The sequence below is a fragment of the Paenibacillus sp. FSL H3-0333 genome (genome assembly GCF_038002805.1).
Classification (GTDB): Bacteria; Bacillota; Bacilli; order Paenibacillales; family Paenibacillaceae; genus Paenibacillus_AQ; species Paenibacillus_AQ silagei.
In genome coordinates, this window is record NZ_JBBODG010000001.1 from 5,594,645 (window position 1) to 5,619,713 (window position 25,069).

The window sequence follows — 25,069 nt, forward strand, 5'->3', positions numbered from 1 at the left end:
CCTCAAGCAGCCCGCCCCCTTTAAGGGGGCAGGCTGCTTTTTCCGTTATTCGCATCATCAAGACAAACAATATTTTACCAGCGCATCGCGCACACCGTTCTCATTATTGGTGCCGGTGATCACATCTGCGGCTGCTTTAACCTCCACCGGAGAGTTATCCATCGCCACGCCCAGACCGGCATACGTCAGCATGGAGATATCATTATAATAGTTGCCGATCGACAGCACCTGCTCTTGCGGAATGCCAAGCTCAGCTGCCAGATGCTTCAGGGCATTGCCTTTGGAGGATTCCGGGTGCATGAGATCAACGAAGAACTCTCCGCTGCGCAGAATATTGTATTGCTCTCCCCAAGTAGCCCACTCCCGCTGCGCTTCATCCAGAATATCGGACTGTGTGAACACAGTGAATTTCACAATCGGTTCGCGGAACTCCTCCCAGGCTGGAAGGGATTCAGGCATAATCCGGAAATGCTCATACATAAAGTGGGCTTCCTTCGTCAGGTTCTCCACATTATCCACATACATCTCAAATGCCGTATTCACATCAAAATGGATATCACGCTCGCGGCAATAGGCGATATACGGGTCCAGCCCTCTGGCGTCCAGCCCGTACTGGTGCAGTACCTTACGGTCCTTGACACTCACCGTAGCCGCTCCGTTATGGCCCAGCACATACCCCGACAAGCCCATCTCCTCCATAAAAGGAATCGAATTCTGCGGACTGCGCCCTGTGCAGAGTACAATCTGCCCGCCCTGACGCGTGACCTCAGCAACCGCCGCTTTGTTCTCTTCGCTGAGCTGATGATCATCATTCAGCAGTGTTCCGTCTACATCCAGTGCAATCAGTTTGTATTTCATACCCCATCATCCTATCTCTGTATAGTATACCTCTATTCCGCAGCCCTGCCGCCGCGCAGCAGCTCCAGCTCACGGGCCGTGAGCTCCCGGCAAGCTCCCTCGGGCAGCGTCTCGTCCAGCTTCAATTCGCCCATCGACACCCGCTTCAGGAACACTACCTTCTTCCCGACAGCTACGAACATCCGCTTCACCTGATGGAATTTGCCTTCCGTAATGGTGAGTGAGATATACGACAGCACACGGCTGCCCCGTTCTCTGCTCAGAATGCTAAGCTGCGCGGGCAGGGTCACATAACCATCCTCAAGCGTAACACCCTCGGCAAAAGCAGCCACATCCGCCGCATCGACCTCACCCTCCACGGTGGCCTCGTAGGTCTTGGGGACATGCTTGCGCGGGGACAGCAGCTCATGTGCCAGCTTGCCGTCATTGGTAAGCAGCAGCAGACCCACGGTATCCTTATCCAGCCGCCCGACCGGGAAAGGCTCAAACAGCGCATGCTCCTGCTTCAGCAGGTCCAGAACCGTGCGGTCCCGTTTATCCTCGGTGGCGGATAACACGCCCGGGGGTTTATTCATCATCAGATAGATGAATTCCCGGTAGAGGACCGGCTCCCCGCCAACCTCTATGCGGTCCTGCTGCGGGTCTACATGGAACCCGCTGTCTTTGACGACAGCTCCATTTACTGTGATCAGGCCCTGCTTGGCCTGCTTGCGGATATCGCTGCGCGAGCCGATCCCCATGTGGGACAGCACCTTGTCAATCCGTTGCTTCTTATTTGCATTTCCTCCTGTAGCCATACTCTAAGTCCACCTCCAGCCTGCGGGATATTCGTTCTTCAGCAGCCCGTCCTGCCATTTGCCCCAGCCTGCGCTGAAGCCGTCGATGCAGACGAGGGTATAGCCTTTGTAAGCATGTCCTTCCTTAACGGACAGGCGCTCTGCGGGGATCGACAGGGTCTCCCCCTTCAGGTAGGACACCGCTTCCCCGCTGGCGCTGGATAGCGATACCGAGCGGCTGCATTCCTCAGGACGCAGTGCTGTAGCGAGCGGATGACCGGGAACAAATCTGCCGCTCTTGATCTGCCCCACATACCAGCCCGGCCGAACCGTCTTCAGACCGTCCAGCGCTTCACGCGGCAACGGGGAGATATATAGATGATCGCCGAACCATATGGCATGTCCGGGCGGCTGTGTCCCCAGCAGCTCTTGAATAAAGTCCGCATAGACCGCGAACGCTAGCGCTTCCCCGCCAGTTCGCTGTGACTGCGGACCTGGACCCGTTCCGGCTCTACCAGAGCCGGAGCCGTGTCCAGATCCGCGTCCTCCCTTGCCGCCCCGGCCGTGATCTGCCCTGCCGGGAACTGCCTTACTGTGAAAGTCTGTTTTCGCAGCCGTGCTCCGGGGCGCGGCAGACAGACTTCTCTCTCTCTTATCATTTCGTGCTTTTACCTTCTCTAAAGTGTCTGTCACCGTAGCTCCATTCTCTGCTGCCCCGGCCTCAAATGCCTCGCTCGCAGGTCCGCCACTTCCGTCATGGCGCAATACAGCCATGAAATGCCCTTCCCCCTTGACCTTATGCGGCCACAGCCGCGCCGCACCCGGCAATGGGCCGAGTCCCGCAGCGAACGGGCCGGTTCCGCCTACGGGAACCAGCGAGAACTGCGGATGGCCAGCCAGGAATCCGGCCACCAGTTCCTCGTCCTCTTCCGGCGCGAAGGTGCACGTCGAGTAGACCATAGTTCCGCCCGGCTTCAGCGCCGTGGCTGCCGTCTGCAGAATCTCACGCTGCATCTCCGCATATTTGTCCGGGGTTCCCGGCTCCCACTGTCTGACCATATCCTCGTCCTTGCGGAACATACCTTCACCCGAACACGGCGCGTCAATCAGAATCCGGTCGAAGAAGCGGGGGAAGGCCGCCGCAATCCGCTCCGGGCGCTCATTCAGGACAATGCCGTTCCGTACCCCGTACAGCTCCAGATTCTTGGCGAGTGCCTTCGTCCGTTCAGGATGCAGGTCATTCGAGACCAGCAGGCCTTCGCCTTGCAGCTTGGCGGCAATCTGGGTAGATTTACCGCCCGGGGCTGCGCACAGATCGAGCACACGGTCCCCCGGCTGAACGTTCAGCAGTTCAACCGGGGCCATGGCACTCGGCTCCTGAATATAGTACAGCCCGGCATGATAATAGGGATGTTTGCCGGGTCTGGCTCCCTCTCCGGTATAGAAGCCCGAAGGGCACCAGGGAATCGGCTCCAGGGTGAAGGGGGAGCGCCCCCGCAGCCCGTCCACCGTTATTTTCAGTGTATTGACACGGATTCCCCCGTAAGGTGACTGCTGATAGGTATCTGTAAATTGCTCATATTCCGGTCCCAGCAGCTCTTTCATACGCCGCGCGAAAGCTCCGGGCAGTTGTGCTGTCATGATGCCTTCCTCCCGCTCAAATAATCAGGAACACCCCTGCGGGTGCTCCTGTTGTAGCCTTACTATGGTCAAGCGCCATCCGGCCTGTTCCTCGGTCTGTCCGGCTGCTGCGGTCCGCGCCGCTGGGGCACCACAGGCTGAATGGACTCTGCCGCCAGCCTGACCTCTTCCTTCAGCACGGGGTCTACGATGCGGATGGTGAGATCATAATAATCAAAGGGCTGATCTTCGTAAGCTTCCAGACGGGCAACATACGCTCCCGCTTCCCGGACCAGCTTCTCCAGATCAATACCAAGCATCACCGCCGGATATCTGCCCAGTACTTCATGAGACTGCTTCAGCAGAATCAAGCCCCCGCGCACATTGGCATTACGGAAATGGTACAGCCCGACTGCCACCTGCAGCAGAGCTTTGTATAACGGATCACGCTGCTTTTCCAGCCATAATTCCTCAAGCACCTCATGACATTCGAAATAATCCCTGTCCCGGTTGAAGTAGATGAGGTAGGCCAGATACAGCGGCTCATAAGCCATCCGGCTCGCTGCCCTTCTTGGCATTCGAGAGCAACTCGCGCACATGGTCCAGCAGTTCCTTCATCGCATCCATATCCTGAGCCTGCCAGATCGCATTGAATCGTTCCTGGCTCTCAATCGCTTCATTCACAAGATGATAGAAATACAGCTGATGAATAGCCTTCAGCAGTTGGGTCGTCATGTTCGAGTTCTCCTCGAAGGTCTTCTGGGCCTCCAGAATCTCTTCCCGGATACTCGACATCTCGCTGTCCAGAATGGAAGCCGCTTCTGCTGCCGTCTTCAGGCGCACCCGCATTTCATCGGGCAGGCTCTCCCGGTATTTATAATTCAGCGAATGCTCAATGGTTGCCCAGAAGTTCATCGCCAGTGTACGGATTTGGATTTCAGCCAGTACAATCTTTTGGCCAAGCGCAGTCTGTACCGGATACCGGATGATCATATGGAAACTGCGGTAGCCGCTTTCCTTATAGTTGGTAATGTAGTCCTTCTCATATAACACTTCAAGATCCTTGCGGGCACGGATGTATTCCGCCACTCTGCGGATATCCTCGACGAACTGGCACATAATGCGAATGCCGGCGATATCCTCGATGCCCGTTTCCAGATCCTCCATTTTTACATTTAACCGTTTGGCCTTCTCAAGTATGCTAGACAGCCGCTTCACACGGCCGGTAACGAATTCAATCGGCGTATATTCTTCCCTTTTCTTGAGTTCAGAGCGCATCGTCTTGAATTTAACCTTCAATTCCTCCACCGTTTGTTCATAAGGAAGCAGAAAAGTTCCCCAGTCCCTGACGTCCATCGCCTTGTCCTCCTGTCCATTCATCCTTCAGTGATGATCAGCGCCTACCGCATCAAGGAGCCTCTCGAAGCCGTCCCGCCGCAGCAGCTGCCGTAGTCCGGCATGCACTCTGCGATTAACCTCCGGCCCTTCATAGATGAGTGCTGTATAAATTTCGACCAGACTGGCGCCTGCCCGTATCTTATCGTAAGCATCCTGGGCTGTAAAAATCCCTCCCGACCCGATAATCGGCAGCTTGCCGCCCGTCTGGCTATAGATTCTGCGGATAATCTCTGTAGAACGTTCGCGCAGCGGCTGGCCGCTCAGCCCGCCCGTCTCACCGGCTTTGTCGCTCTGCAGCCCTTCACGGGAGAGGGTCGTATTGGTGGCAATGATACCGTCCATTCCGGCTTCCGTGATGGTATGTACCATATATTCCAGCTCAGCGTCACTGACATCGGGAGCAATCTTGACCAGCAGCCCCTTCGCGGCGCCCGTCTTCGCCCGCTGCAGCTCCATCTCTTCCTTAACCTCGCTAAGCAGGTTCGAGAGCTCGCTGCCATGCTGAAGACTCCGGAGATCCGGGGTATTCGGCGAGCTGATATTGACCACAAAAAAATCACCGTACGGATACAGCGTACGGATACACTTGCGGTAATCCTCATGTGCCAATTCATTCGGGGTGGCCTTGTTGCGTCCGATATTGACCGCCACCGGAATTCTGCGCTTCTTCAGCTTCTTGAGGCGTTCAGCCATGGCCTCCGCGCCTTCATTATTGAAGCCCATCCGGTTAATGAGCGCCTTGTCGGGCAGCAGCCGGAACAGCCGGGGACTGTCATTGCCGGGCTGGCCTACCGGAGTTACCGTGCCTACCTCCATAAATCCGAAGCCGATCGAAGAGAACCCTCCTACCGCTTCTGCATTCTTATCCAGTCCTGCCGCTAAGCCCACTGGGGTCGGGAAATGTACCCCGAACAGATCCACCGCAAGGTCAGCTGTCTCAGGAACCCCGTACATGAGGCGCATAGCCGCGCTCCCGCCGGGAACCAGATCTGCTTTATTCAGTCCGCCGATGACGAGATGATGCGCCGTCTCCGGGTCCATTTTAAAGAAAATCGGTTTACCAAAATGTCGATACAGCACCGTTCTCGCTCCTTTAAGGGAACCACAATTGACATAACGACTCCCGTATCTATAGGTTTCTTCTTAATTTTATCCGTTTCCGGGGGAAAAGAAAAGTTTTTTGCCGCAGCGATTGTCCCCGCCCCTGCCGCACTTGCATAAAACCTTCCTTATGATACTCCAGCCGGTATTCCTCTGTATAGACCAAGACTTCGGCCAGCCAGTCCCTACCGTAAGAGATTGCAGCTAGACTTGTCTTTTCATCCAGACTAGAATAGAGGAGCGGGTACAAGTTCCATGCACCACCGCCAATCCTCACATGTAAGGGTTATCACAGAATAAGAGAGAAAGAAGGGTGACCAAATGTCAACGAAACGCAAACCTCCCACACTCCAGCAGAAAAAAGAAGAAGTCAACCGCAAAGCCATTCTGTGGATCAGCGCCAGTCTGGTACTGCTGATTGCGCTGATCGCCGTTTTATTTGTCTTTGTCGGGAATTAGTTCAGCCAATGGTATACTTTATGGGGGTTGGTCTGATTACGAGGCGAATCCGAAGGGAAACGTTCCTCCGGTACGACCAGCTCCTCAGGCAGAACCCCTTGACTGATTTGAACCTTCGTGCCCATCGGCACCATGGCGAACAGCTCCTCCACATCCTTCCGGCTCATCCGGATACACCCCAGCGACTCATCCTTGCCGATGCTATCCGGCTCATTCGTCCCGTGAATCGCATAATTACTGTCCGAGAGCTGCATGCCGCGGCTGCCGAACTCCCCGTTATCGCGCCCGTTTGGGTTCACAACTTTATCCTTAATGAAGAACTCCCCTTCAGGGGTCTTATCTCCGCCGAGTCCTACGGCATAATTCCGTAAAATCACATTGCCGCTGGTGACCGCCAGACGGTGGTTTTGCTTATCTACAATAATAGCAAGCGGTTCTTTGAAAAAAAGCTTCTCCCCCGGCCCCGCCGTTGGAGTTCCGCCGCCCGTCTGCTCTTGCCCCGGAATACCTGCATCTTGGCCGCCGGACGGCTGCGGAGATGCTGAGAACAGCGGCGCCTCTCCCCGTGCGGCTCTGCGCAGAGGTGCGAAGGCTTCCTTCATCAGCGGGGTGATGCCGCCCAGCACGTTCGCCGGGAACGGCTTCACTAATTCCTGTACCGCTTCGGGATATGCTCCCTTGCTGCTCTTGTACGCACGCAGCGCACTCCAGAGCACAGCCAGCTCCTCCTGCTGCTTCTGCCAGCCCAGCCCCTGCTGCTTAAGCTCCGCCGAATCCGGCGGCTGGCATGCGCACGCTGCCGGATTATAGGACTGATAGACTATACGCCCTTCTCCGCTCTTGGCAAGAGTAGCCCCCAGCGGCAGCCCTTTCTTCCACAGCAGCCATTTGCCCGAGCGCTTCATACCGAGCAGTGCGGTGGCGGAAGGCGTCTTCGCCGACTTCAGGATGGCTGCCAGGCCCCCGCCCCCCGCAGCAGCGTCCGCCGCTACCGCCGTGAAATCCAGACTTGCCGGTTCTTGCGGACTTACCCGCGTCTCTTCTGCTGTCTCCGGCAGCACGGCTGAGATATTCGCGACCGGCGCAGATGCCCCCTTACTGTCCGGCAGAATTCCCGGTGCGACGGCAGCCGGAATAAGCATGAGCAGCAGCAGCATTAGAGCCAGCAGCACCCGGCGCTTCCTGAGCCTCGCAGTCTGCCGTTCTCGGGCCGATTCCAGCAGCCCTTCCTCATACTGCTGCAGCATATCCGCGGGCACCTTGCTGCGTTCAAATGCCTCATACACTTCCCCGGCCTGATTATAGCAGTAATTCGCTTTTCCATACTGCCCGTTCTTATAGTATTCCTTACCAAGCAAGTACCATGCCATCTTATTATCCGGATGCATCTGTACATAGACTTTTAGATGCTGAGCATTCTTCATGTTGGCCTCCACTATTGGTGGTATATGGTTATGTATTCGTATGTACCTTCTATTGTATATCGGCAGTGGACGCAAAAAAAGACACCTCAAGCCGCATTTATCACGGTCCGGAGATGTCTTTATGAAGACGGCAGAAGCTTAGCCCTCTTTGTTGAAAGGCGAATCTGCAATCTTAATGGAATCTGTAGGGCATCCGTCAGCTGAATCCTGCAGGTCATCGAACAAGTCGTCTGGAATCACTACATTACCGTGGTTGCCGTCGTTCTCATAGATCACTTCTGCCAAACCTTCGTCATCATAATCAAAAATATCAGGGGCCGTCGCGCCACAAGCACCACAAGCGATGCATGTGTCCTTCTCGACCCAAGTGTACTTAGCCATTTTTTCTCTGCCTCCCGCTTAACTATACAGCCTGCAGTCGCAGCCTGTTATTTTTCTCATATTAATATAAATAGGATACAATTTCAATGAAATTTCAATGTGTTGACATTATTGCCTCATTCTCTGCGGGGCTCCAAGCCGCTGATGCCGGGCCTTAACTTAAGTCTATATCCTTGTCTGCGCCTCCCAGATTATCCTTCTGCAGCGAGGTTCCCCGCTCCTTATGGTTACGCAGCCGCGCCGAGTGGCTGTCGCTCAGCATGCCTGCGGTCAGCACCGCATTCTCGCCGAACTTGTTGCGCAGCATATCCATCGCCTTATTAAGCGACTCCTTCTTCGGCTGCCGTTCGTAGTCGAACAGATCCAGCTGAATAGCCGATTCCTCTTTGGGCATCAGCCCCTGGAGCGTTACCCCCAGCAGCCGCACCGGCTTGTCGCCCTTCCAGTGGCGCGCGAACTGGTCGCATGCCACCTTATAAATGTCCTCGGCGCTCTCGGTGGGAGCCTCAAGCTGGCGGGAGCGGGTGATCGTCTTCATATCCGGCGTGCGGATCGTCAGCTGTACCCCCGCTGCAACCAGCCCCTGCTTCCTCAGCCTCCGCGCAACCTGATCGCTCAGGTTCAGCAGAATCGGGCGTGCCTCAGCCAGGCCTACCACATCATGCGGCAGCGTGGTTGTATGGCCGATGGATTTGCTCTGCTCCCGCTCAGGATTGACGATCCCGTGATCAATCCCGTTCCCCGCCCGCTTCAGCCAGGCGCCCATGACGCCGAAATGGCCGACCAGCATCGCCTCATCCGCCGCCGCCAGCTGTCCGATGCTGTAGATGCCCAGCTTGCGCAGCTTCTCGGCCGTCTTGCCGCCAATGCCGAACATCTCATTGCACGGCTTGTCCCACAGCACGGACGGCACATCGCGCAGCCGCAGCACGGAGATGCCGCTGGGCTTCTTCAGATCGGAAGCGATCTTTGCCAGTAGCTTGTTGGGGGCAATCCCGATGGAGCAAGGCAGACCCAGCTCCTCCATAATCCGGCGCTGTAGCGCCTCGGCAATCTCCGGCGGCGTTCCGAATTGGCGGGAGCCGGTGATATCGAGATAGCATTCGTCTATGGAGACGGCTTCGAGCAGCGGAGTATAGCTGTAGGCAATCTGCATGAATGCATTGGAGTACTTGCGGTATAGATGGAAATCCGGCTTAATAAGCATTAAGGAAGGACAAATCCGCAGCGCCTTCTGCACCTGCATGCCCGTGGAGATGCCCAGCCTGCGCGCGGCGTAGGAGCAGGTGACGATAATTCCCCTTCTAGCCTCCACGCTGCCCGCCACTGCTGTCGCCTTGCCTTTATATTGCTCCGGATCTTCCGCCTCATGCACAGAACAGTAAAAGGCATTCATGTCCACATGCAGAATAACCCTGCCGCTTGCCGGATAAAATTGATCCACACTCTGCATGGCATCCACCTTCTTATCTTCGGGGTTCCATTGTTATTGTCAGCATACCTCTACCCCGGCGGGAGGTCAACTTGCCGGAGAGGCGCCTCGTGACAGCGGGGTGAAAAGTTCTTTGTTACTTTCCCGCGTAAAAATGCTATAATATAAAAATTAATTTCCTATGCGAAGGCTAATAACACTTTTAGGAGGACACTCATGTCTAAGTCTATCTCCATCTTCGATACTACCCTGCGCGACGGAACACAAGGCGAGGGGATCAGTCTGTCGGCGGATGACAAGCTGAAGATTGCCAGGAAACTCGACGATCTGGGTGTCCATTATATCGAAGGCGGCAATCCGGGAAGCAACAACAAGGACATCGAATTTTTCAAAAGAGTCCAGGAGCTTCATCTGAATGCCAAGATTACCGCATTCGGCAGCACCCGGCGCAAAAACACTGTAACTGAGCAGGACGAGGGGCTGCAGCGGATAATTAACGCTGGCGTTCCGGCGGCTACCCTGGTAGGAAAATCGTGGGACTTCCATGTTCATACTGCCCTGCAGACCACCCTGGAAGAGAACCTGGCCATGACCTTCGACTCCATCTCTTATTTGAAGCGTAAGGGGCTTGAGGTCATCTTCGATGCAGAGCATTTCTTCGACGGCTTCAAGAACAACCCTGAATACGCCGCTGCTGTTCTCACCCGTGCCCGCGAGGCCGGAGCAGACTGGCTGGTGATGTGCGATACGAACGGCGGCACCCTGCCGCAGGAGATTCATGATATTGTGACAAGCATCGGTGTGCTGCTCCCGGAAGCATCGCTCGGTATTCATACACATAACGATTGTGAGCTTGCGGTTGCCAACACCCTGAGCGCAATCGGCGCCGGTGCCCGGCAGGTTCAGGGGACCATTAACGGCTACGGCGAGCGCTGCGGCAATGCTAATCTGTGTTCCATCATTCCCACACTTCAGCTTAAGATGGGCTATCACTGCATTCCTGGCGATTCCCTGCCGCAGTTAACCAACACGGCCCGGTTCATCAGCGAGGTTGCCAATGTGAATATGCCGGTGAATCAGCCTTATGTCGGCACAGCCGCATTCGCCCACAAGGGCGGCATCCACGTATCTGCTATTTTGCGCGATTCACGGACGTACGAGCATATCGCCCCTGAGCTGGTCGGCAATAAGCAGCGTGTTCTGGTCTCCGAGCTTGCCGGACAGAGCAACGTGCTGTCCAAGGCGCAGGAGATGGGACTCAGCCTTGATCCAAGCAGCGAGCAGGCGCGCAAGGTGATTGACAAGATCAAGAATCTTGAACACCAGGGGTATCAGTTCGAAGGCGCGGATGCTTCGCTTGAATTGCTGCTCCGGGAAGCGACCGGCGAGATGAATGAGCTGTTCACCTTCGAGTCGTTCAAGATGCTGGTTGAGAAGACCGCCGGCCGCCCGGTCGTCTCCGAGGCCTTCGTCAAGCTGAAGGTCGGCGGCGAGAGCCTGTACACCGCCGCCGAAGGCAACGGACCGGTCAACGCGCTGGATAACGCACTGCGCAAGGCGCTGCAGACCTACTTCCCTCAGCTTAAGGATATGCACCTCTCCGACTATAAGGTACGTGTGCTGGATGAACAGGACCAGACTGCCGCGAAGGTGCGCGTGCTGATTGAATCCAAAGACTATAGCGACACCTGGAACACGGTAGGCGTGTCCAGCAATGTGATCGAAGCGAGCTGGGAGGCCCTGGTCGATTCTATGAGATATGCCCTTCTGGGACAGATCTCACTGGAGCAGGACATCCAGACCAGCAATGAACCGAGAGGTCTGGTCAATCACTGACCTCCTTGGCTTCGCTCTATGCACTCCAAAAAGCCCACCGCTGCGGAACTTTCTCCGCGCAGGAGGGCTTTTCACTATGCGGCTGATCGCGGGTGCTAAGAGCCAGTCAGCGCAATAATCTTTTTCTCCAATTCCTCTGCGCTCAGGACCCCCAGAATAATCTCGCTGATGACTCCGTTCTTATCAATCAATACATTGGTCGGGAACACCGCCCCGTTATACTTGTCGAAGATCTGGCCCTTCAGATCATACATCACCGGAAAGGTCAGCATGTACTTCTTGACGAAGCGTTCCGCATTAGGCTTGTAATCCTGGCTGGTCACGTTAATGCCGTATACATCCAGCACCTTGCTGTATTTCATAGCCAGCTTATTCAGCTCAGGAGCCTCCTGCCGGCAAGGATCGCACCAGGAGGCCCAGAAGTTAAGAATCACCGGCTTCTCCCTTGCCCCGTCGACGCCATATTGCTTATCCCCTTCCTGCACTGTAAAAGGAGGCGCCTTGAGTCCGGCAGATGCACCAGTCTCCGGTTCCGCCGTCTGCTGCAGGACCGCAACCGCCTTAGGCTCCGATTTTACTTTATGTTCTATGGCAAGAACGGCCAGAAAAACAATCAAGGCCAGAATCGTTATATTCCGTTTATGGACTGCTTTCATAGAGTTCAGATCCTTTACATGGAGGATTTTCCTCTATTGTACCCCCACTTGCTCCAGTTTCAAACGTAATTTACATAAAAAAGAGGATTCCGTCAAAGACGAAATCCCATGAAGAGAGAGGGGTAAAGCTGACAGCGGCCCAGGGAAGCCCCCGGCTGTTCAGACCGGACTCATCCGTACAGCAGAGGCTGGGGAAGCTTCTGCTGCCCGGCTGCCGCAGGAGACCTGCGGACAGCTGCTGGCGCTGCCGCAGCGGGCGGCATGTGTATTGGCCTAAGGCCGATACGCAACGTAGCGCCTGACCCGCCGCCTTCCTGATATACCTTAATTAGTCCCCGCTTTGCACTGCAATCCGGCTAGTCTTACACAATAACCCTCATGTCCTGCTTAGATAGGCATACAAGTCGCCTAACGTATCTACCTGATTCTTTTGTAAGATCTGGCGGATGTAAGCTACCCACAGCTTCGCCGTCATCTTGGCATCCTCCAGCGCATGATGGCGGCCCTCAATGGGAATCTCATGAACCGCCAGCAGCTCATCCAGCGTGTAATTGCTGCGGTGCGGCTCCAGCCAGCGGGCCAGCATCATCGTATCCAGCACCCGGTGGGTTAACTGGACCTTGGAGGTCTTCCATAGGGCGGCATTCAGGAACGCCTTATCATGGGCACTTCCGTGCGCCACCAGCACCCGCTGCCCGACGAAGGACATGAAGTTATGCAAGCCGTCCATCAGCGGCGGAGCAGAGGAGGTCATCTCAGCTGAGATTCCGGTCAGTCTCGTAATATTGTCCGGAATCGTTGCCCCGCAGTTCACCAGTGTATAGAAGCATTCCTCTGCCTTGATCTCTTCCCCGACCACCCGGATCGCCCCGATGGACATAATCTCATCCCCGCCCTGGTGGGAGAAGCCCGTAGTCTCCAGATCGAATATCACCGTCTCCAGTTCAGACAGCGGAGTATGCAGCACCTCGGGACGCCGTTTCTCGCGCATCAGAGAACGGATAAAGGCCATTTGCTGGGCTGTCTGCTGCGCCGATTCCCCGCCTCTCATGGAAGCGATGGCGGAGGGCATTCCGCCTTGCCGCAGATTATTCCAGAATCCTCCGCCCTTGCTCGGCTCCTTCATAGCTGTCTCCTTTCCGCTGACCGGAGCTGCCGCTGCAGCGCCTTATGCAGGCGTCTGATCAGCAGCAGGCTTTCCCGCAGCTCCGCCCGGAGCTGCTTATTCTTCAGATCATGCTCGGCATAATAATCGCTGCTCACGAGCAGGCCATCCGTCACCGTAAACGGCGTGTTCACCCGCATCCTGAGCGCCGTCAGACAAGCGCGCCTGATCTCTTCCAGATGCTGATACTGCTCCAGCTTAGCCAGCTCATCAAGCCGCTTCAATGTCGAAGATGCTTCGATTCCGTGCAGCAGCGACAAATGCCTGACAATATTGACAAGCGGAATGTAGAGGCCATATTTGACATCGAAGCCGCCGGCATTATCACCGAACCGTTCCGTGAGCACCTGCCCCAGCAGATTCAGCGTCGCTTTATGGCGCACCGTATTGCGCAGTACCGCCATCGTCAATTTGCTGTTATCTGTGAATCCGGCATGCAGGGTTTCCCGCCACTGCGCAGACAGTGCCTCACTTCCCGCTACATGACGCATATCCGAAGCTATAATCAGGTACCGGACAGGCTCCCATTCGAGTTGCTCCATCCAGTCAGCCAGCTGGCGCTTCCAGTCTGCCAGTGACTTCCGCCAGAGCGGCTCAGAGCACATGACCCTGCCCTCGCATTTCTCATAGCCAATCGCCTCAAGCATATCCGACAGCATGCTGCCAAAAGCTTCGAAATACCTTTTCCGCTCACCCTCCATCGCTTCCTCTACAATTAAGCCGTTATCCTGATCGCTCCACAGCGTAGCCTCCTGCCGGCCCGCACTGCCGAATACAATAAAGGAATAGGCGCAGGGAGGCAGGCCGTAGCCCGCCTCCTTCATCTGCGCCTCACATATGCGTACCGCCGTCCCGGCAAGCTGGTCATGCATCGCATTGACCCGGTGCATCCATTCCTGAACGGGAATCACACTCAGCTGCTCCAGCAGCACTTGTTGACATGCGGTACGCCTCGCCTTAAGCTCCTCCGGCGAACCGGCTGTTACGATGGACAAGTAACTTTCTTCTTCGTTCCAATCCGCTGCCTCCATCGAAGCCACTCGGTCCGCCTCCCTGCCTGAGTATAAATATTAGTGTTTGAGGGTTTTGGATTCTGATTCACTAATCAGCTTCATTTGCTCAGGATAACCGTACGTACCATGCTCACTGATATCCAGACCCATCAATTCTTCTTCTTCCGTTACACGGATACCCATAACCATCTTCATTACATACAGGATGACGAAGGACATCACAGCCACGAACACGAAGGTTCCGACTACACCCAGTGCCTGCACGCCGAGCTGATGGAAGCCGCCGCCGTAGAACAGACCTGCTTTACCTACAAGTGCGCCTTGTTCAATCAGATCAGGTGCTGCGAAGAGGCCTGTAGACAACGCCCCCCACATACCGGCGATACCATGTACAGAGAAAGCATAGATCGGATCATCCAATCCTGCACGCTCCAGCCACTGCGAGGTCATGAAGGTGAAGGCACCGGCAATGAGACCGATAACGATGGCTGCCCAAGGCTCTACGAAGGCACAGGCACCGGTGATGGCAACCAGAGCTGCCAGTACGCCGTTAAGCATGGCCGGAATATCGGATTTACCGAAGTACAGCCAGGAAGCTGCCAGTGCTGCCAGACCGCCTGCTGCCGCTGCAATGTTAGTAGTCAGCGCTACGTGTCCGAAGAATCCGCCCATAGGGGACAACGCGCTGCCTGGGTTGAAGCCGAACCAGCCAAACCAGAGAATGATAACCCCAAGTACAGTGAAGACCTGGTTATGACCCGGAATAATAACCGGCTTGCCTTCTTTGTTGAATTTGCCAAGACGGGGCTTGAGGAGAATGGTCGCCACTACAGCCGCCGTTGCACCTGTAAGATGGACTACTGTAGAACCTGCATAATCCTGCATGCTCAGCTCTGCCAGCCAGCCGCCGCCCCATACCCAGTGAGCGACAACCGGATAAATTACAACCGAGAAGAGAATTCCGAAGATAATATATACGCTAAGCTTAGCACGTTCAGCCATACCGCCGGATACAATCGCCAGGGAGACTGCGGCAAATGCCATTTGGAACAGGAATTTCGTATTTAGTGTTACATCGGAGAAGGCCAAGGATTCAAATGCAGAGGCCGTAGAATCACCGCCGTAGAAGAAGCCTGTAGTTCCGAAGAAGCTGTTGCCGTTACCGAAGCCAAGGCCAAAGCCCAGTGCCCAGAAGCACAAGCTGGCAATCGCCAGTGTCAATACCGTCTTACCGGCCACGTGGCCGGCATTCTTCATCCGGACCGAACCCGCCTCAAGTAATGCGAATCCTGATTGCATGAAGAACACAAGGATAAATGCCAGGAACGTAAATGCAGTGTCGAGTCCAATCTGCAGATCCGGTGCTGCCGGACCCTCAGCCGCGAAGGCGCTGACCGGATAGATCATTAGTGTAATCATACCCAGGAACATCATCAACATCTTTTTTTTCATAGTGTACCCCACTCCCCAATGTTATATTTTCTAACAAAGCGTGAAACTCTTAATGTCATTATAATCAGAAGTCAGGTAAATTGACAAGACTATTTTTTTGAATGCTCTAATTTAATTCTGGAAGCTGTATCATTCTTCACTCAAGGACCACTCCCGAGCATGATTACCGGTAACCCGCCAGGACTAGCGTGCTTCCTTACGTACCAATTATGCAAACGCATACAGTCAACAGAGCTTTCCCCTAGGTTGCATACTGTATTTTTATTAATGTCTATTAGTAAACATGCCTTTTATTATCCTTTGATCACACCACTTCGCACTCTCCGCCCACCGCGATCCTGATGATTTACAGATGACCTGGGCGCTCAAGTATGTAACACGTTATGTCATGTTTAACATGACTTTTTATCCTCTAAGGGGTATTCTCGCTTCGATTGCCTCCCCAGCATCTTTATGAAAAGTCAGCATATACTTTAAAGTAAGCATCACGTTTGACTGTACGGTTTCCAATTTGATATGATTATTTTACGCAGGAAATAGCGAGGTGAGATAACTTGGAGATATGACCCTTTACCGGATCGGAGAGCTGGCCAAGGCGGCCGGCATCAGTGAACGTACCATTGATTATTATACGAAGCTTGGACTGATAACACCGGAATCCAGAAGCATGAAGAATTACCGGCTCTACAGTCATGAAACCTTAGTCGTTCTGCAACGTATTAATCAGCTTAAGCAAGAGAAATATACATTGGAAGAAATCAAATCCCTGATGGGCAAGTGGAATGCAGCCACACCTGAGGCTGAGGTCTCCGGCAAGCTGGTCCAGCTTGAGCTTCAGATGCAGCAGCTGGAACGGGAAGTGAAGGCCCTGGAGCCCGTGATCAGCGGTTTGAAGCCGGGCCAGGCTAACCGGGCACTGGCAGCACTGATTCCTCAGGGCGTCGCCTGTATGGAAGCGATCCGGCTTCTGCTGACGCAGGGGCCGCCAATGTAACAGCTTGTAATTTATAATGGAGGAATGAGCACATATGATGCCACTAATGTATGTATTGTTAGCTGTCGCTTTTATCTTTTCTCTATGGGCCCAGTTCAGGGTCAAGGGCAATTTCAAGAAATGGGCCAAGGTGCCGAACATGAACGGCTTGACGGGTTATGAAGCTGCCCGGCGCATGCTGGATGCCAACGGACTCTACGATGTTCCCATCGAACCGGTTCAGGGAACCCTTACAGACCACTACGACCCGATTAACCGCATTGTGCGGCTGTCGGAGCCTGTATATTATGAAAGCTCCATCGCAGCAGTCTCCGTCGCTTGTCACGAGATCGGCCATGCAATTCAGCACAAGGAGCATTATCCGATGCTGGCGCTCCGCCACCGCATGTTCCCGGTCGTGAACTTCGCCTCCGGGGTCGCTCCCTTCATGCTGCTGGCAGGCTTTATCTTCAGCTCGTTCAACCTTATTGGGCTCGGCATTATCTTCTTCTCTGCCGCAGTAGCCTTCCAGCTCGTCACGCTGCCCGTTGAATTCAACGCCAGCAGCCGCGCGCGTCAGATCATGGTACAGCAGGGCTTCATCCGTAATGATGAAGAGCGCGGCGTAGCCAAGGTCCTGAATGCCGCAGCGCTCACCTATGTGGCAGCAGCGCTGGTATCTCTGATCGAGCTGATCCGCCTGATCCTGATGTTCCTCGGTAACCGCGATTAAGATCTATATCACTACACAGACAATACCCCGGTAGGCTATGAGCCGACCGGGGTATTGTCTGTGTGCCTGTCTTTGAAATAGGTAAGCAGGAAGTTACGGAAGGACTGGGCGACCAGCGGCAGCTTGCCTTCTGTCCGGTGAATCAGCCCGACGGTTCTGGTAATCGTAGGCTCCACCACCCGGACCTGTGCAGGCTGCATCGGGTTGGTCTGGTAGAGCGCCATCTCCGGCAGCAAGCTTACCCCCATCCCGGCAGCTACCAAACCGCGGATTGTATCGGTCTCTCCGCCTTCAAAAGCAATCTGCGGCTTGAACCCTGCCGCAAGGCAGGCCTGCCAGACAATCGGCCGCAGGGAGTAGCCTTGGCTGAACAATACGAACTTCTCGTCCCGCAGCTGCTCCAGCCTGATCACTTCTCTGCTTGCAAGCGGATGATTCTGCGGCAGAATGGCGAACAGCTCCTCGGTCATTACGATATCTCCGGCCACATGCCCTACATTCTCCGGGAACGGCGAGATGAATGCCAGATCCACCTCTCCTGAGATAACATCCTTGATTAAGGATGGATAGGCTCCCTGCTTGAAGCGGAATTTCACATGGGGATAATGACGGCGGAACTCCGCCACAATGGAGGGAATCAGATGGGTCCCGAGGCTGTGCGGGAAGCCGATGCGGATCTCGCCGCGCTCCGGGTCAAGGAATTCATGCACCTCCGCCACCGACCGGTCGAGTTCATTCAGCACCGACTCCACTCTTTTGCAAAAGAGCTGCCCGACAGGCGTAAGCTGCAGATTCCTCCCCTTCTGCATGAACAGATCCACTCCCAGCTCCTGCTCCAGCTGATGAATCTGGCGGCTTACCGCAGATTGTGCGACATGCAGCTCCTCCGCCGCTCTGGTGACATGTTCCTTCTGGGCAACCTTCAGAAAATACTGCAGCTGTCTAAGCTCCACGATTACACCCTTCCTTATCGACGTTTTCGTTTGAATACACGGATGATTAGCCCATAGATGAAGAATCCGGCGATCAGGCCGCCGATATGAGCTATATAGTTGATATTTTGAGCGGCAAAGGATACGATAATCCCCATCATCAGAAGTCCGTAGAGCGTCTTGCGCGAGCCCTCATCCATCATGGCCCTTTGGAACACCGCAATATAGAGGAATGCGCCATAGACGGCGTAGATCGCCCCCGAGGCCCCTACAGAGACAATTCCAATCTCCACATTCCCGCGGCTGCTTATAAGAACCCACAGCAGATTTGCAATGAAGCCGCCGCCCAGATACAGCAGTGCATAACGCCACCAACCCATCAACCGCTCCAGCGGCGGGGCGAACACAAGCAGCGAGAAGCTGTTGAAGAACAAATGGGCGAAGCCGTTGTGAAGGAACATCGCCGTCACGCAGCGCCACAACTCATCCGTTTCAGCACCCACATTGACCGTAGCCCCGTACTCCACCAGTGTATACAGGTTGGTGGAGCCGCCATTCAGGGACAGCACGATGAACATAACCACATTGGCCAGAATCAGCGCACAGGTTACAGGATAATACCGGAGATAGCTTCTCCACTTCTCATACCTTATAAAAATCATAACACCCATCCTTTTATGTATGTTGTCCAGCTCGACATCCAGCTTCTAAAAAGATTATAATTTATTCTGGCAGGTACATGCCAATAATGCAATTCAAGGAGGAAACAAGGACATGACGCAAGAAAGAACAGGCGTAGCCACTTTTAAGGGCAACCCCATTACTCTGGTAGGCCCACAGCTGAAAGCCGGAGATTCCGCGCCGCAATTCACGGTAAGCAAGAATCTCCTGGAAGATGTTACACTTACAGAATACGCTGGCAAAATCAAGCTGATCAGCGTTGTACCTTCCCTGGATACCGGTGTGTGCGATGCGCAGACCCGCCGCTTCAACAGTGAAGCTGCCGGTCTTGGCGATGATGTTGTCATCCTCACCATCAGCACAGATCTTCCTTTCGCCCAGGCCCGCTGGTGCGGCGCCGCAGGCATCGACAGTGTAATCACCCTGTCCGACCACAAAGAGACTTCCTTCGGACAAGCCTACGGCGTCCTGATTAAGGAATTCCGCCTCGACATGCGCTCCATCTTCGTTGTAGACAAGAACGACACTTTGGCTTATGTCGAGTATCTCGGTGAAATGGCTGAGCACCCGGACTACGAAGCGGCGATTTCCGCAGTTAAAGCCCTGCTCTAGGCTTAAACGGACAGCACTGATATGTTATACAGCATCCAAGCCTATAAATGTACATTTTTGAAAAAAAGCGGCAGAAGGTCATCCTTCTCCGCTTTTTGCGTATGATGATCAATAAGGATATCCGTGCCCGGAACGGGCTGTCCCACTCCCGGAAACCGCATACAATCCCGGCAATACAAGCCCGGATGCTGTCCTTAATCCACCTTATATTTGCCCAGCTTCTTATCCAGAGACTGGTACAAACGCTGAATGACACGGTAATTGGCACCCAGATCGCCAAGCGACCCTCTGGATGCTGAATATATATCTACGGCACAGCGTACGGGCGTGGTGCTTAACACAGATACGGTAATATCCAGCGAGCGGCCTAACGCCGTTCTTTTCTCCAGGGTAATCTCCCCTACAGACTGCACTTCATGCAAGACCTTATAACCAGGAATTTTCTTCAGCGTTGCGGATACTTCATCCCACGCCTTGTCTCTTGAAAGATTGTAATAACGCGTTTTCAATGCCGGATCTTTGGCACGGTCGCTTGTTCCGTCATGACTGCGAAATAAACCGACCAAGGTTCTTTTCAACGACAAAATTCTTCCCCCTCTTCAAATCCCAAGTTCACTATCCTAAGTGTAACACTCTTGTCCGCGGAACAAAAGGGCATTGCTCACTTTAACCTTGAAAAAGGCACCCTCTACCCGCTAGTGAGCAGGTAACAGGATGCCTTGTCAATTCCATTAGAAAACCCGCCTATGCCGTCCGGCTGCAGTGTCTTCTGAACCTGCTAGAGCAGGTGGGTGACCGCAGAAGTCGTTTTTGAATTCCCCAGGTCATATAGACAGGGCTGTTCAGCCGCGCTTCATGTAGATCTCCCAAGACATTATCATTGGTTCAAAACAACGAGCAACCATAACGTACATCGCAGGATTTATAATCATTATATTGCGTTTTGACGAAAAAGTAAACCTGTATACGCTTTATTTAACACCGGGATCATTTTCCGTTGACATTGCTGCCCTCATGATCAAGGGAATGTTAAGTCCGCTTGAAATCCTTACCGGTGTCCTTATCTCTGTCGTCTTCATCCTCGTCTTCGTCATCATCATCGGCCGGCAGACCTTCATTCTCAGCTGCTTCCAGCGCGGCCTGTTCTTCAGCCAGCTTCTTCTTCTCCACCTGTAGTTGCAGCTTATTGTATGTAGCGAAGAAATTAAAGAAGGCGAGCATAGCAATCAGCGTAGGAATACACAGCACATAGAGCACCGGATACCGCAGACCTATATAAAGAAGAACGCCTGAACCAATCAACGTCGAGAACACACGGATCGGCCGGGCGATCGTGAGCAGAATCGAATTGGTTACCACTTCCTTGAACGTCATCTGGTAGTGAACCACGATGGAGAAGAAGTTAAACATCGATACGAACAAAATAATCATCAGCACCAGCATCAGGATACCGACGATCTTGAAATTCGGCATTTGCGTCATGTATACGGTCACATCAACGTACATCACGACAAACAGCAGGGTGTAGATAAGCCCTCCCAGCATGCTTTTCAGATAATTCTCTTTGTATCCCTGAAAAAAAGTGCGGAATGTACTTACATCGGTATTGCCCATTACCCATTTGCGCACCACTGTAAATAACGCCGACGTAGCCGGAAATACAGTGAATGGCGCGAATACCCCAAGTACCCAGTTCAGCATAATCTGCTCATTCGGTCCGCCTGCTTCTGAACCCAGCATGAGGATCTTCATAATTCCTGCGAACAGAAACGGTATCGAACACAATGCCCATAAAATATTGCTGAAGGCGATGCGTGAGATCCATTCCGTGATGCGGTATATACCGCCCATTGCTCCTTTAAACTCCAATTCCCTTCCTCCTGTCTATCTTGTGCATACTGCATATCTTAACTATACCTGTTTGTACAGGACTTTTCCAGCGCCCAAGTTTACAAGTTCTAGGTAAGTGTCTAAGCAAGCTCTGCAATACGTCCATATATTACATTGTAACCACAACAAATCCCCCATGCTCAAAGGAGGTTGACCTCATGTCCGCACCTGGCTGCTGCAATCCCTGGACTTCCACCGGAACAATTCTCGTGCTCTTCATCCTGCTGGTCATCATCAGCCGTACCTTCATCTAAGTGAATCCACAGCAAAAAAAAGAAGACGGGAACCGGTAACGGTTGCTCGTCTTCTTCAAGGTGTTCTGTTATAGCTTAAGCGTCAAAATCCTGCTTGGCCGGGCGGGTGCTTGTGCTGCTCGGACGCGAGGACGGTCTTCCGTCTGTGTTACGGCTCGCTCCATCACGGTTGCCTTTGTAACCGCCGCCGTAGCTGCTGCCGCTTCCGCTGTTGCCGCCATAGCCGCTGCTGTAGCCGCCACGGGTGCTTCCGCCGCTGCTGGCATTGTCACGATTTCCGCGATAGCCGCCGCCACTTGCATTGTCTCGGTTGCCGCGATAGCCGCCACCGGAGCTAGAACCGGAACCGGAACGGTTGCCGCCATAGCCGCCGTTAGGCTTACGCCCGCTACGGATGTCGTTCTTGCCGCCGCGGCGCTTGGCACGGATCGGATCTTCAGGAGTCAACTCAATTTGCGCATCCTTGTTATCGCCGGTAAGAAGCTTCATAGCTGCGGACAGCAGCTGTACAGAATCATATTGCTCCAGCAATTGAATGGCAATGCCTTTATATTCGTTCAGTTCGCCAACCTCAACCATTGCAAGCAGACGTTCTGCTGTAATGCGTTGTTTGCCTTCAATAGCCTCGGCCATCGTAGGAAGCGGTTTGCGGGTAATCCGGTGACGGGTCACGCGTTCGATCAGGTGCAGGTGATCCATTTCGCGCGGAGTTACGAAGGACCAGGCTGTTCCTTCTTTGCCGGCGCGGCCTGTACGGCCAATACGGTGTACATAGCTCTCCGGGTCCTGCGGAAGGTCGAAGTTAATTACATGCGTTACGCCGGATACGTCCAGGCCGCGTGCAGCTACGTCTGTAGCAACCAGTACATCAATGCTGCCGTCGCGGAATTTGCGCATTACAGCATCCCGCTGGTTCTGCGACAAGTCGCCATGCAGGCCGTCAGCGGAATATCCGCGCTTCTGCAAGCCTTCTGCAAGCTCGTCTACCCGGCGCTTCGTGCGGCCGAATACAATGGCCAGATCTGGCGATTCCATGTCAATCAAGCGGCTAAGCGCTTCGAATTTCTGGCGTTCAGGCACTTCAACATAAGCCTGGTCGATAAGCGGTGCGCTAATTTGTTTAGGAATTACGGATACATGCTGCGGGTTCTTCAAGAACTGCTGGGCAAGGCGTTGAATGTTAGGAGGCATAGTAGCCGAGAAGAGCATGGTCTGACGTTCTTCAGGAACGAGCTTGAGGATGGTCTGGATATCCTCCATGAAGCCCATATCTAGCATTTCATCGGCTTCATCCAGTACGATCGTCTGAACATCATCCAGGCGGATGGTCTTGCGGTTGATATGGTCCAGGAGGCGTCCTGGTGTACCAATAATAATCTGTGGTTTTCTCTTCAGTCCGCGGATCTGGCGGCCGATATCCTGCCCGCCGTAGATAGCCAGTGAACGAAGTCCTTTGAAGCGGGTCAACTTACCGATTTCTTCAGCGACCTGGATGGCCAGCTCACGTGTTGGCGTCATTACCAGTGCCAGAATCTTCTCTTCTTCTCTTGCGATCTTGGAGATGAGGGGAATCCCGAAGGCTGCGGTCTTACCTGTACCCGTCTGTGCCTGTCCGATAAGATCCGATCCGGCCATAGCAAGCGGGATAGCCTGTTCCTGGATTGGTGTTGCTTCCTCAAATCCTAGCTCTGTGATTGCTTGAAGTACTTTTGGCTCCAAGCCGAATTCTGCGAATGTTTTCAAATTATTCATGCTCCTTCTATACAGTGGACATTCCACATGCTTGTCTGTATTCTTAAGTAGCGGTAAACACATTTATAGGCTGTCCAATCATGCCGGATTTTCTGCATGGTTTAGCGCGTATTGGGACAAACAACTGTCCTATGATCAGGCCACTACATACACCTGACAATTGTAGCTTCGCATTCTAAGCAATGCAAAAATACCATTGTAACGTCCTACTCAAGAATATCCTATACATTATATCACAAACCCAATCAGGAATACCAGTGTATTCCTTACTTTCATTACTTACATGACACTCACACTACACTCAGAGGTGAATTTGCTTGGTTAAACTAAGATTATTCGGGAGCTTTCTTGCCGTCCTCTTCGGTTCAGCGATGATCGCAAGCGGCTTTAATCTGTTCCTGATCCCCCACAGACTGCTCAGCGGAGGCGTATCCGGCCTCGCCATGCTGGCCGGTTATTTCACTCCTTTTAACATCAGCTTACTCTATTTACTCTTCAATATCCCGCTGCTTGCTACCGGATGGTTCCAGCTGGGCCGCCGATTTATTATTCTCAGCATGGTCTCTGTAGGGGCTACCACCTGGCTGATGACCGTGGTACCGGTCTTTCAAGTATCCTCGGATATGCTGCTTGCCTCGGTCTTCGGCGGGGTGCTTGTGGGTGCCGGTGCAGGCATCTCCTTCCGTGTAGGAGGCTCCTCAGGTGGCTTCGATATTCTGGGCTCCATTATAACACGGTACCGGGATTTCCCGGTAGGCAGTGTGCTAGTCGGTCTCAATGGTCTCGTCATTCTTGCTGCGGCTTATTTTGACGACAACTGGAATCTGGCGCTTGCTTCGATGGTCTCCATTTACGTCACCGGCAAGGTGGTCGACCTGATTCATATCAGCCACATCAAAGTTACCGTGTACATCATCACCAACCGGACTGACGAGCTGCTGCAGCAATTGCTGGGCCTTCAGCGCGGCGTTACAAAATTTAAGACAGAAGGTGCTTATTCTCATGTAGAACGGGACATGCTAATGACAGTGACCACACGGTATGAGCTTGCAGAACTGAAACGTATTATTAAAACAAGCGACCCGCAGGCTTTTGTAAATATTGTTGAGACTGTCGGTGTAATGGGCTCTTTCCGCAAACGGTAATTCATAAGAAAATGCTTATCCGTTCAAATTATGTTATATTATAGCTACGCAGGACCTTAACAATTTCATGAAGATTGTGATTTACCCTCTTTTTTCCAGGCACTTCGTTTTTCCGGGTGGACCCTGAATTCTGATTCAGTTCGATTCGAAAAAGGAAAGGGTGATTTTTGTGGAAATGGAAACGGTAAAACTGTCAGCAATCGTCATGAGGTGGTATCCGGATATGATACCGTTCCTGAAGCAGGACGAACTCAATTCTGTAATCGTACTGCGTGACGGTCTGAGTATTCTGGAACCGGCAGATGCCATGGATATCATCCATTACAGCATTTGCGAGCATCAGAATTCTGCGTATCTTCATTAAGCAAGCTGCCCTAAAGAGCAAGTTGTAATAGTTGCCGTCCTGGTCATTGGCCTTCGTGCCAGTCCGGGGCGGCATTTACTTTTATAATCAGCGGTTCAAAATCTGTACATCCCGTTTATAAACAACAAGAGCGGAAATATGACCTCAAAAAATTACGGGTAT

The 25,069-nt window shown here is 53.5% G+C and carries 26 protein-coding genes and 1 other RNA gene; 8 read left to right on the forward strand and 19 right to left on the reverse strand.

All coding sequences use genetic code 11. The annotated features are described in order from the left end of the window. Positions 1-57 precede the first annotated feature (57 nt). The 6 genes from MHH78_RS24810 to MHH78_RS24835 all read right to left on the reverse strand — a co-directional run bounded on the left by MHH78_RS24810 (position 58) and on the right by MHH78_RS24835 (position 5,732). Positions 58-858: a Cof-type HAD-IIB family hydrolase gene (locus tag MHH78_RS24810; protein WP_076078453.1), complete on the reverse strand. Its 801-nt coding sequence runs from the start codon at positions 856-858 to the stop codon at positions 58-60. Between the two features lie 32 nt (positions 859-890). Continuing rightward, positions 891-1,655, reverse strand: coding sequence for a pseudouridine synthase (locus MHH78_RS24815; protein WP_076078451.1), 765 nt, complete (start codon positions 1,653-1,655; stop codon positions 891-893). A gap of 3 nt (positions 1,656-1,658) precedes the next feature. Beyond that, positions 1,659-3,275: an RsmB/NOP family class I SAM-dependent RNA methyltransferase gene (locus tag MHH78_RS24820; protein ID WP_341169161.1), complete on the reverse strand. Its 1,617-nt coding sequence runs from the start codon at positions 3,273-3,275 to the stop codon at positions 1,659-1,661. 68 nt (positions 3,276-3,343) lie between these two features. Then, positions 3,344-3,808 (reverse strand): DUF309 domain-containing protein, encoded by a 465-nt coding sequence (locus tag MHH78_RS24825; RefSeq protein WP_341169162.1) that lies wholly within the window; start codon positions 3,806-3,808, stop codon positions 3,344-3,346. Next, the gene (locus MHH78_RS24830) at positions 3,798-4,610 is read right to left on the reverse strand and encodes a GTP pyrophosphokinase (protein WP_036725183.1); all 813 of its coding nucleotides are present in this window, start codon (positions 4,608-4,610) and stop codon (positions 3,798-3,800) included. The genes MHH78_RS24825 and MHH78_RS24830 overlap by 11 nt, the downstream gene beginning before the upstream one ends. A 27-nt stretch (positions 4,611-4,637) precedes the next feature. Beyond that, positions 4,638-5,732: a quinone-dependent dihydroorotate dehydrogenase gene (locus MHH78_RS24835; protein ID WP_076078446.1), complete on the reverse strand. Its 1,095-nt coding sequence runs from the start codon at positions 5,730-5,732 to the stop codon at positions 4,638-4,640. A 342-nt stretch (positions 5,733-6,074) separates the two neighbouring features. Here MHH78_RS24835 and MHH78_RS24840 point away from each other — a divergent pair, with 342 nt between their 5' ends. Then, positions 6,075-6,212 carry a hypothetical protein gene (locus MHH78_RS24840; RefSeq protein WP_200869536.1) on the forward strand — a complete coding sequence of 46 codons (138 nt, stop codon included), beginning with the start codon at positions 6,075-6,077 and terminating at the stop codon, positions 6,210-6,212. Here MHH78_RS24840 and MHH78_RS24845 read toward each other — a convergent pair. The 3 genes from MHH78_RS24845 to MHH78_RS24855 all read right to left on the reverse strand — a co-directional run bounded on the left by MHH78_RS24845 (position 6,209) and on the right by MHH78_RS24855 (position 9,470). After that, complete coding sequence (locus tag MHH78_RS24845) at positions 6,209-7,636, reverse strand: L,D-transpeptidase family protein (RefSeq protein ID WP_341169163.1); 1,428 nt, start codon at positions 7,634-7,636, stop codon at positions 6,209-6,211. The two genes, MHH78_RS24840 and MHH78_RS24845, sit on opposite strands and share 4 nt — an antisense overlap. Before the next feature lie 138 nt (positions 7,637-7,774). After that, complete coding sequence (locus MHH78_RS24850; RefSeq protein WP_076078441.1) at positions 7,775-8,017, reverse strand: ferredoxin; 243 nt, start codon at positions 8,015-8,017, stop codon at positions 7,775-7,777. Between the two features lie 154 nt (positions 8,018-8,171). After that, positions 8,172-9,470 (reverse strand): DNA polymerase IV, encoded by a 1,299-nt coding sequence (locus MHH78_RS24855; protein WP_076078440.1) that lies wholly within the window; start codon positions 9,468-9,470, stop codon positions 8,172-8,174. A 195-nt stretch (positions 9,471-9,665) separates the two neighbouring features. On the opposite strand from MHH78_RS24855, the gene cimA reads away from it, so the two are divergent. After that, positions 9,666-11,285: a citramalate synthase gene (cimA, locus tag MHH78_RS24860; RefSeq protein ID WP_036725192.1), complete on the forward strand. Its 1,620-nt coding sequence runs from the start codon at positions 9,666-9,668 to the stop codon at positions 11,283-11,285. A 95-nt stretch (positions 11,286-11,380) separates the two neighbouring features. Here cimA and MHH78_RS24865 read toward each other — a convergent pair whose 3' ends face one another. The 4 genes from MHH78_RS24865 to MHH78_RS24880 all read right to left on the reverse strand — a co-directional run bounded on the left by MHH78_RS24865 (position 11,381) and on the right by MHH78_RS24880 (position 15,571). Further along, a complete protein-coding gene (locus MHH78_RS24865) occupies positions 11,381-11,941 on the reverse strand; it encodes a TlpA family protein disulfide reductase (protein WP_076078437.1) in 561 nt (186 codons plus the stop codon). A 376-nt stretch (positions 11,942-12,317) separates the two neighbouring features. Then, positions 12,318-13,067, reverse strand: coding sequence for an exonuclease domain-containing protein (locus tag MHH78_RS24870; RefSeq protein ID WP_036725197.1), 750 nt, complete (start codon positions 13,065-13,067; stop codon positions 12,318-12,320). Next, positions 13,064-14,137: a DUF294 nucleotidyltransferase-like domain-containing protein gene (locus tag MHH78_RS24875; RefSeq protein ID WP_341170373.1), complete on the reverse strand. Its 1,074-nt coding sequence runs from the start codon at positions 14,135-14,137 to the stop codon at positions 13,064-13,066. Before MHH78_RS24875 ends, MHH78_RS24870 begins: the two co-directional genes overlap by 4 nt. 39 nt (positions 14,138-14,176) lie before the next feature. Then, entirely contained in the window at positions 14,177-15,571 is a 1,395-nt protein-coding gene (locus MHH78_RS24880; protein WP_076078435.1) for an ammonium transporter, read from the reverse strand. Between the two features lie 562 nt (positions 15,572-16,133). Between MHH78_RS24880 and MHH78_RS24885 the strand changes: the two genes are divergently transcribed. Both MHH78_RS24885 and MHH78_RS24890 read left to right on the forward strand, forming a co-directional pair. Continuing rightward, positions 16,134-16,565, forward strand: a complete 432-nt coding sequence (locus MHH78_RS24885) for a MerR family transcriptional regulator (protein WP_036725200.1) — start codon at positions 16,134-16,136, stop codon at positions 16,563-16,565. A 34-nt stretch (positions 16,566-16,599) separates the two neighbouring features. Next, positions 16,600-17,277 carry a zinc metallopeptidase gene (locus MHH78_RS24890; RefSeq protein ID WP_445668066.1) on the forward strand — a complete coding sequence of 226 codons (678 nt, stop codon included), beginning with the start codon at positions 16,600-16,602 and terminating at the stop codon, positions 17,275-17,277. Between the two features lie 35 nt (positions 17,278-17,312). On the opposite strand, the gene MHH78_RS24895 is transcribed toward MHH78_RS24890, so the two are convergent. Both MHH78_RS24895 and MHH78_RS24900 read right to left on the reverse strand, forming a co-directional pair. Then, the gene (locus tag MHH78_RS24895) at positions 17,313-18,230 is read right to left on the reverse strand and encodes a LysR family transcriptional regulator (protein WP_076078432.1); all 918 of its coding nucleotides are present in this window, start codon (positions 18,228-18,230) and stop codon (positions 17,313-17,315) included. Positions 18,231-18,244: 14 nt separating this feature from the next. Beyond that, the gene (locus MHH78_RS24900) at positions 18,245-18,871 is read right to left on the reverse strand and encodes a rhomboid family intramembrane serine protease (RefSeq protein ID WP_076078430.1); all 627 of its coding nucleotides are present in this window, start codon (positions 18,869-18,871) and stop codon (positions 18,245-18,247) included. 112 nt (positions 18,872-18,983) lie between these two features. Here MHH78_RS24900 and tpx point away from each other — a divergent pair, with 112 nt between their 5' ends. Next, the gene (tpx, locus tag MHH78_RS24905; RefSeq protein ID WP_076078429.1) at positions 18,984-19,502 is read left to right on the forward strand and encodes a thiol peroxidase; all 519 of its coding nucleotides are present in this window, start codon (positions 18,984-18,986) and stop codon (positions 19,500-19,502) included. Positions 19,503-19,696: 194 nt separating this feature from the next. Here the strand turns inward: tpx and MHH78_RS24910 are convergent, their stop codons facing one another. The 3 genes from MHH78_RS24910 to MHH78_RS24920 all read right to left on the reverse strand — a co-directional run bounded on the left by MHH78_RS24910 (position 19,697) and on the right by MHH78_RS24920 (position 21,371). Then, a complete protein-coding gene (locus tag MHH78_RS24910; protein WP_036725209.1) occupies positions 19,697-20,086 on the reverse strand; it encodes a DUF1499 domain-containing protein in 390 nt (129 codons plus the stop codon). 149 nt (positions 20,087-20,235) lie between these two features. Next, a non-coding RNA gene (gene ssrS, locus MHH78_RS24915) (6S RNA) lies at positions 20,236-20,427 on the reverse strand. A gap of 104 nt (positions 20,428-20,531) precedes the next feature. Beyond that, positions 20,532-21,371: a YesL family protein gene (locus MHH78_RS24920; protein ID WP_341169164.1), complete on the reverse strand. Its 840-nt coding sequence runs from the start codon at positions 21,369-21,371 to the stop codon at positions 20,532-20,534. Positions 21,372-21,550: 179 nt separating this feature from the next. On the opposite strand from MHH78_RS24920, the gene MHH78_RS24925 reads away from it, so the two are divergent. After that, on the forward strand, positions 21,551-21,646 hold the full coding sequence (locus MHH78_RS24925) for a hypothetical protein (RefSeq protein ID WP_036702210.1): 96 nt from the start codon (positions 21,551-21,553) through the stop codon (positions 21,644-21,646). Positions 21,647-21,721: 75 nt separating this feature from the next. Here MHH78_RS24925 and MHH78_RS24930 read toward each other — a convergent pair whose 3' ends face one another. Next, the gene (locus MHH78_RS24930; protein WP_036725212.1) at positions 21,722-23,389 is read right to left on the reverse strand and encodes a DEAD/DEAH box helicase; all 1,668 of its coding nucleotides are present in this window, start codon (positions 23,387-23,389) and stop codon (positions 21,722-21,724) included. Positions 23,390-23,715: 326 nt separating this feature from the next. Here MHH78_RS24930 and MHH78_RS24935 point away from each other — a divergent pair, with 326 nt between their 5' ends. Both MHH78_RS24935 and MHH78_RS24940 read left to right on the forward strand, forming a co-directional pair. Continuing rightward, a complete protein-coding gene (locus tag MHH78_RS24935; RefSeq protein WP_036725214.1) occupies positions 23,716-24,543 on the forward strand; it encodes a YitT family protein in 828 nt (275 codons plus the stop codon). Positions 24,544-24,718: 175 nt separating this feature from the next. Further along, positions 24,719-24,907, forward strand: a complete 189-nt coding sequence (locus tag MHH78_RS24940; protein ID WP_171718441.1) for a hypothetical protein — start codon at positions 24,719-24,721, stop codon at positions 24,905-24,907. Positions 24,908-25,069: the final 162 nt, after the last annotated feature.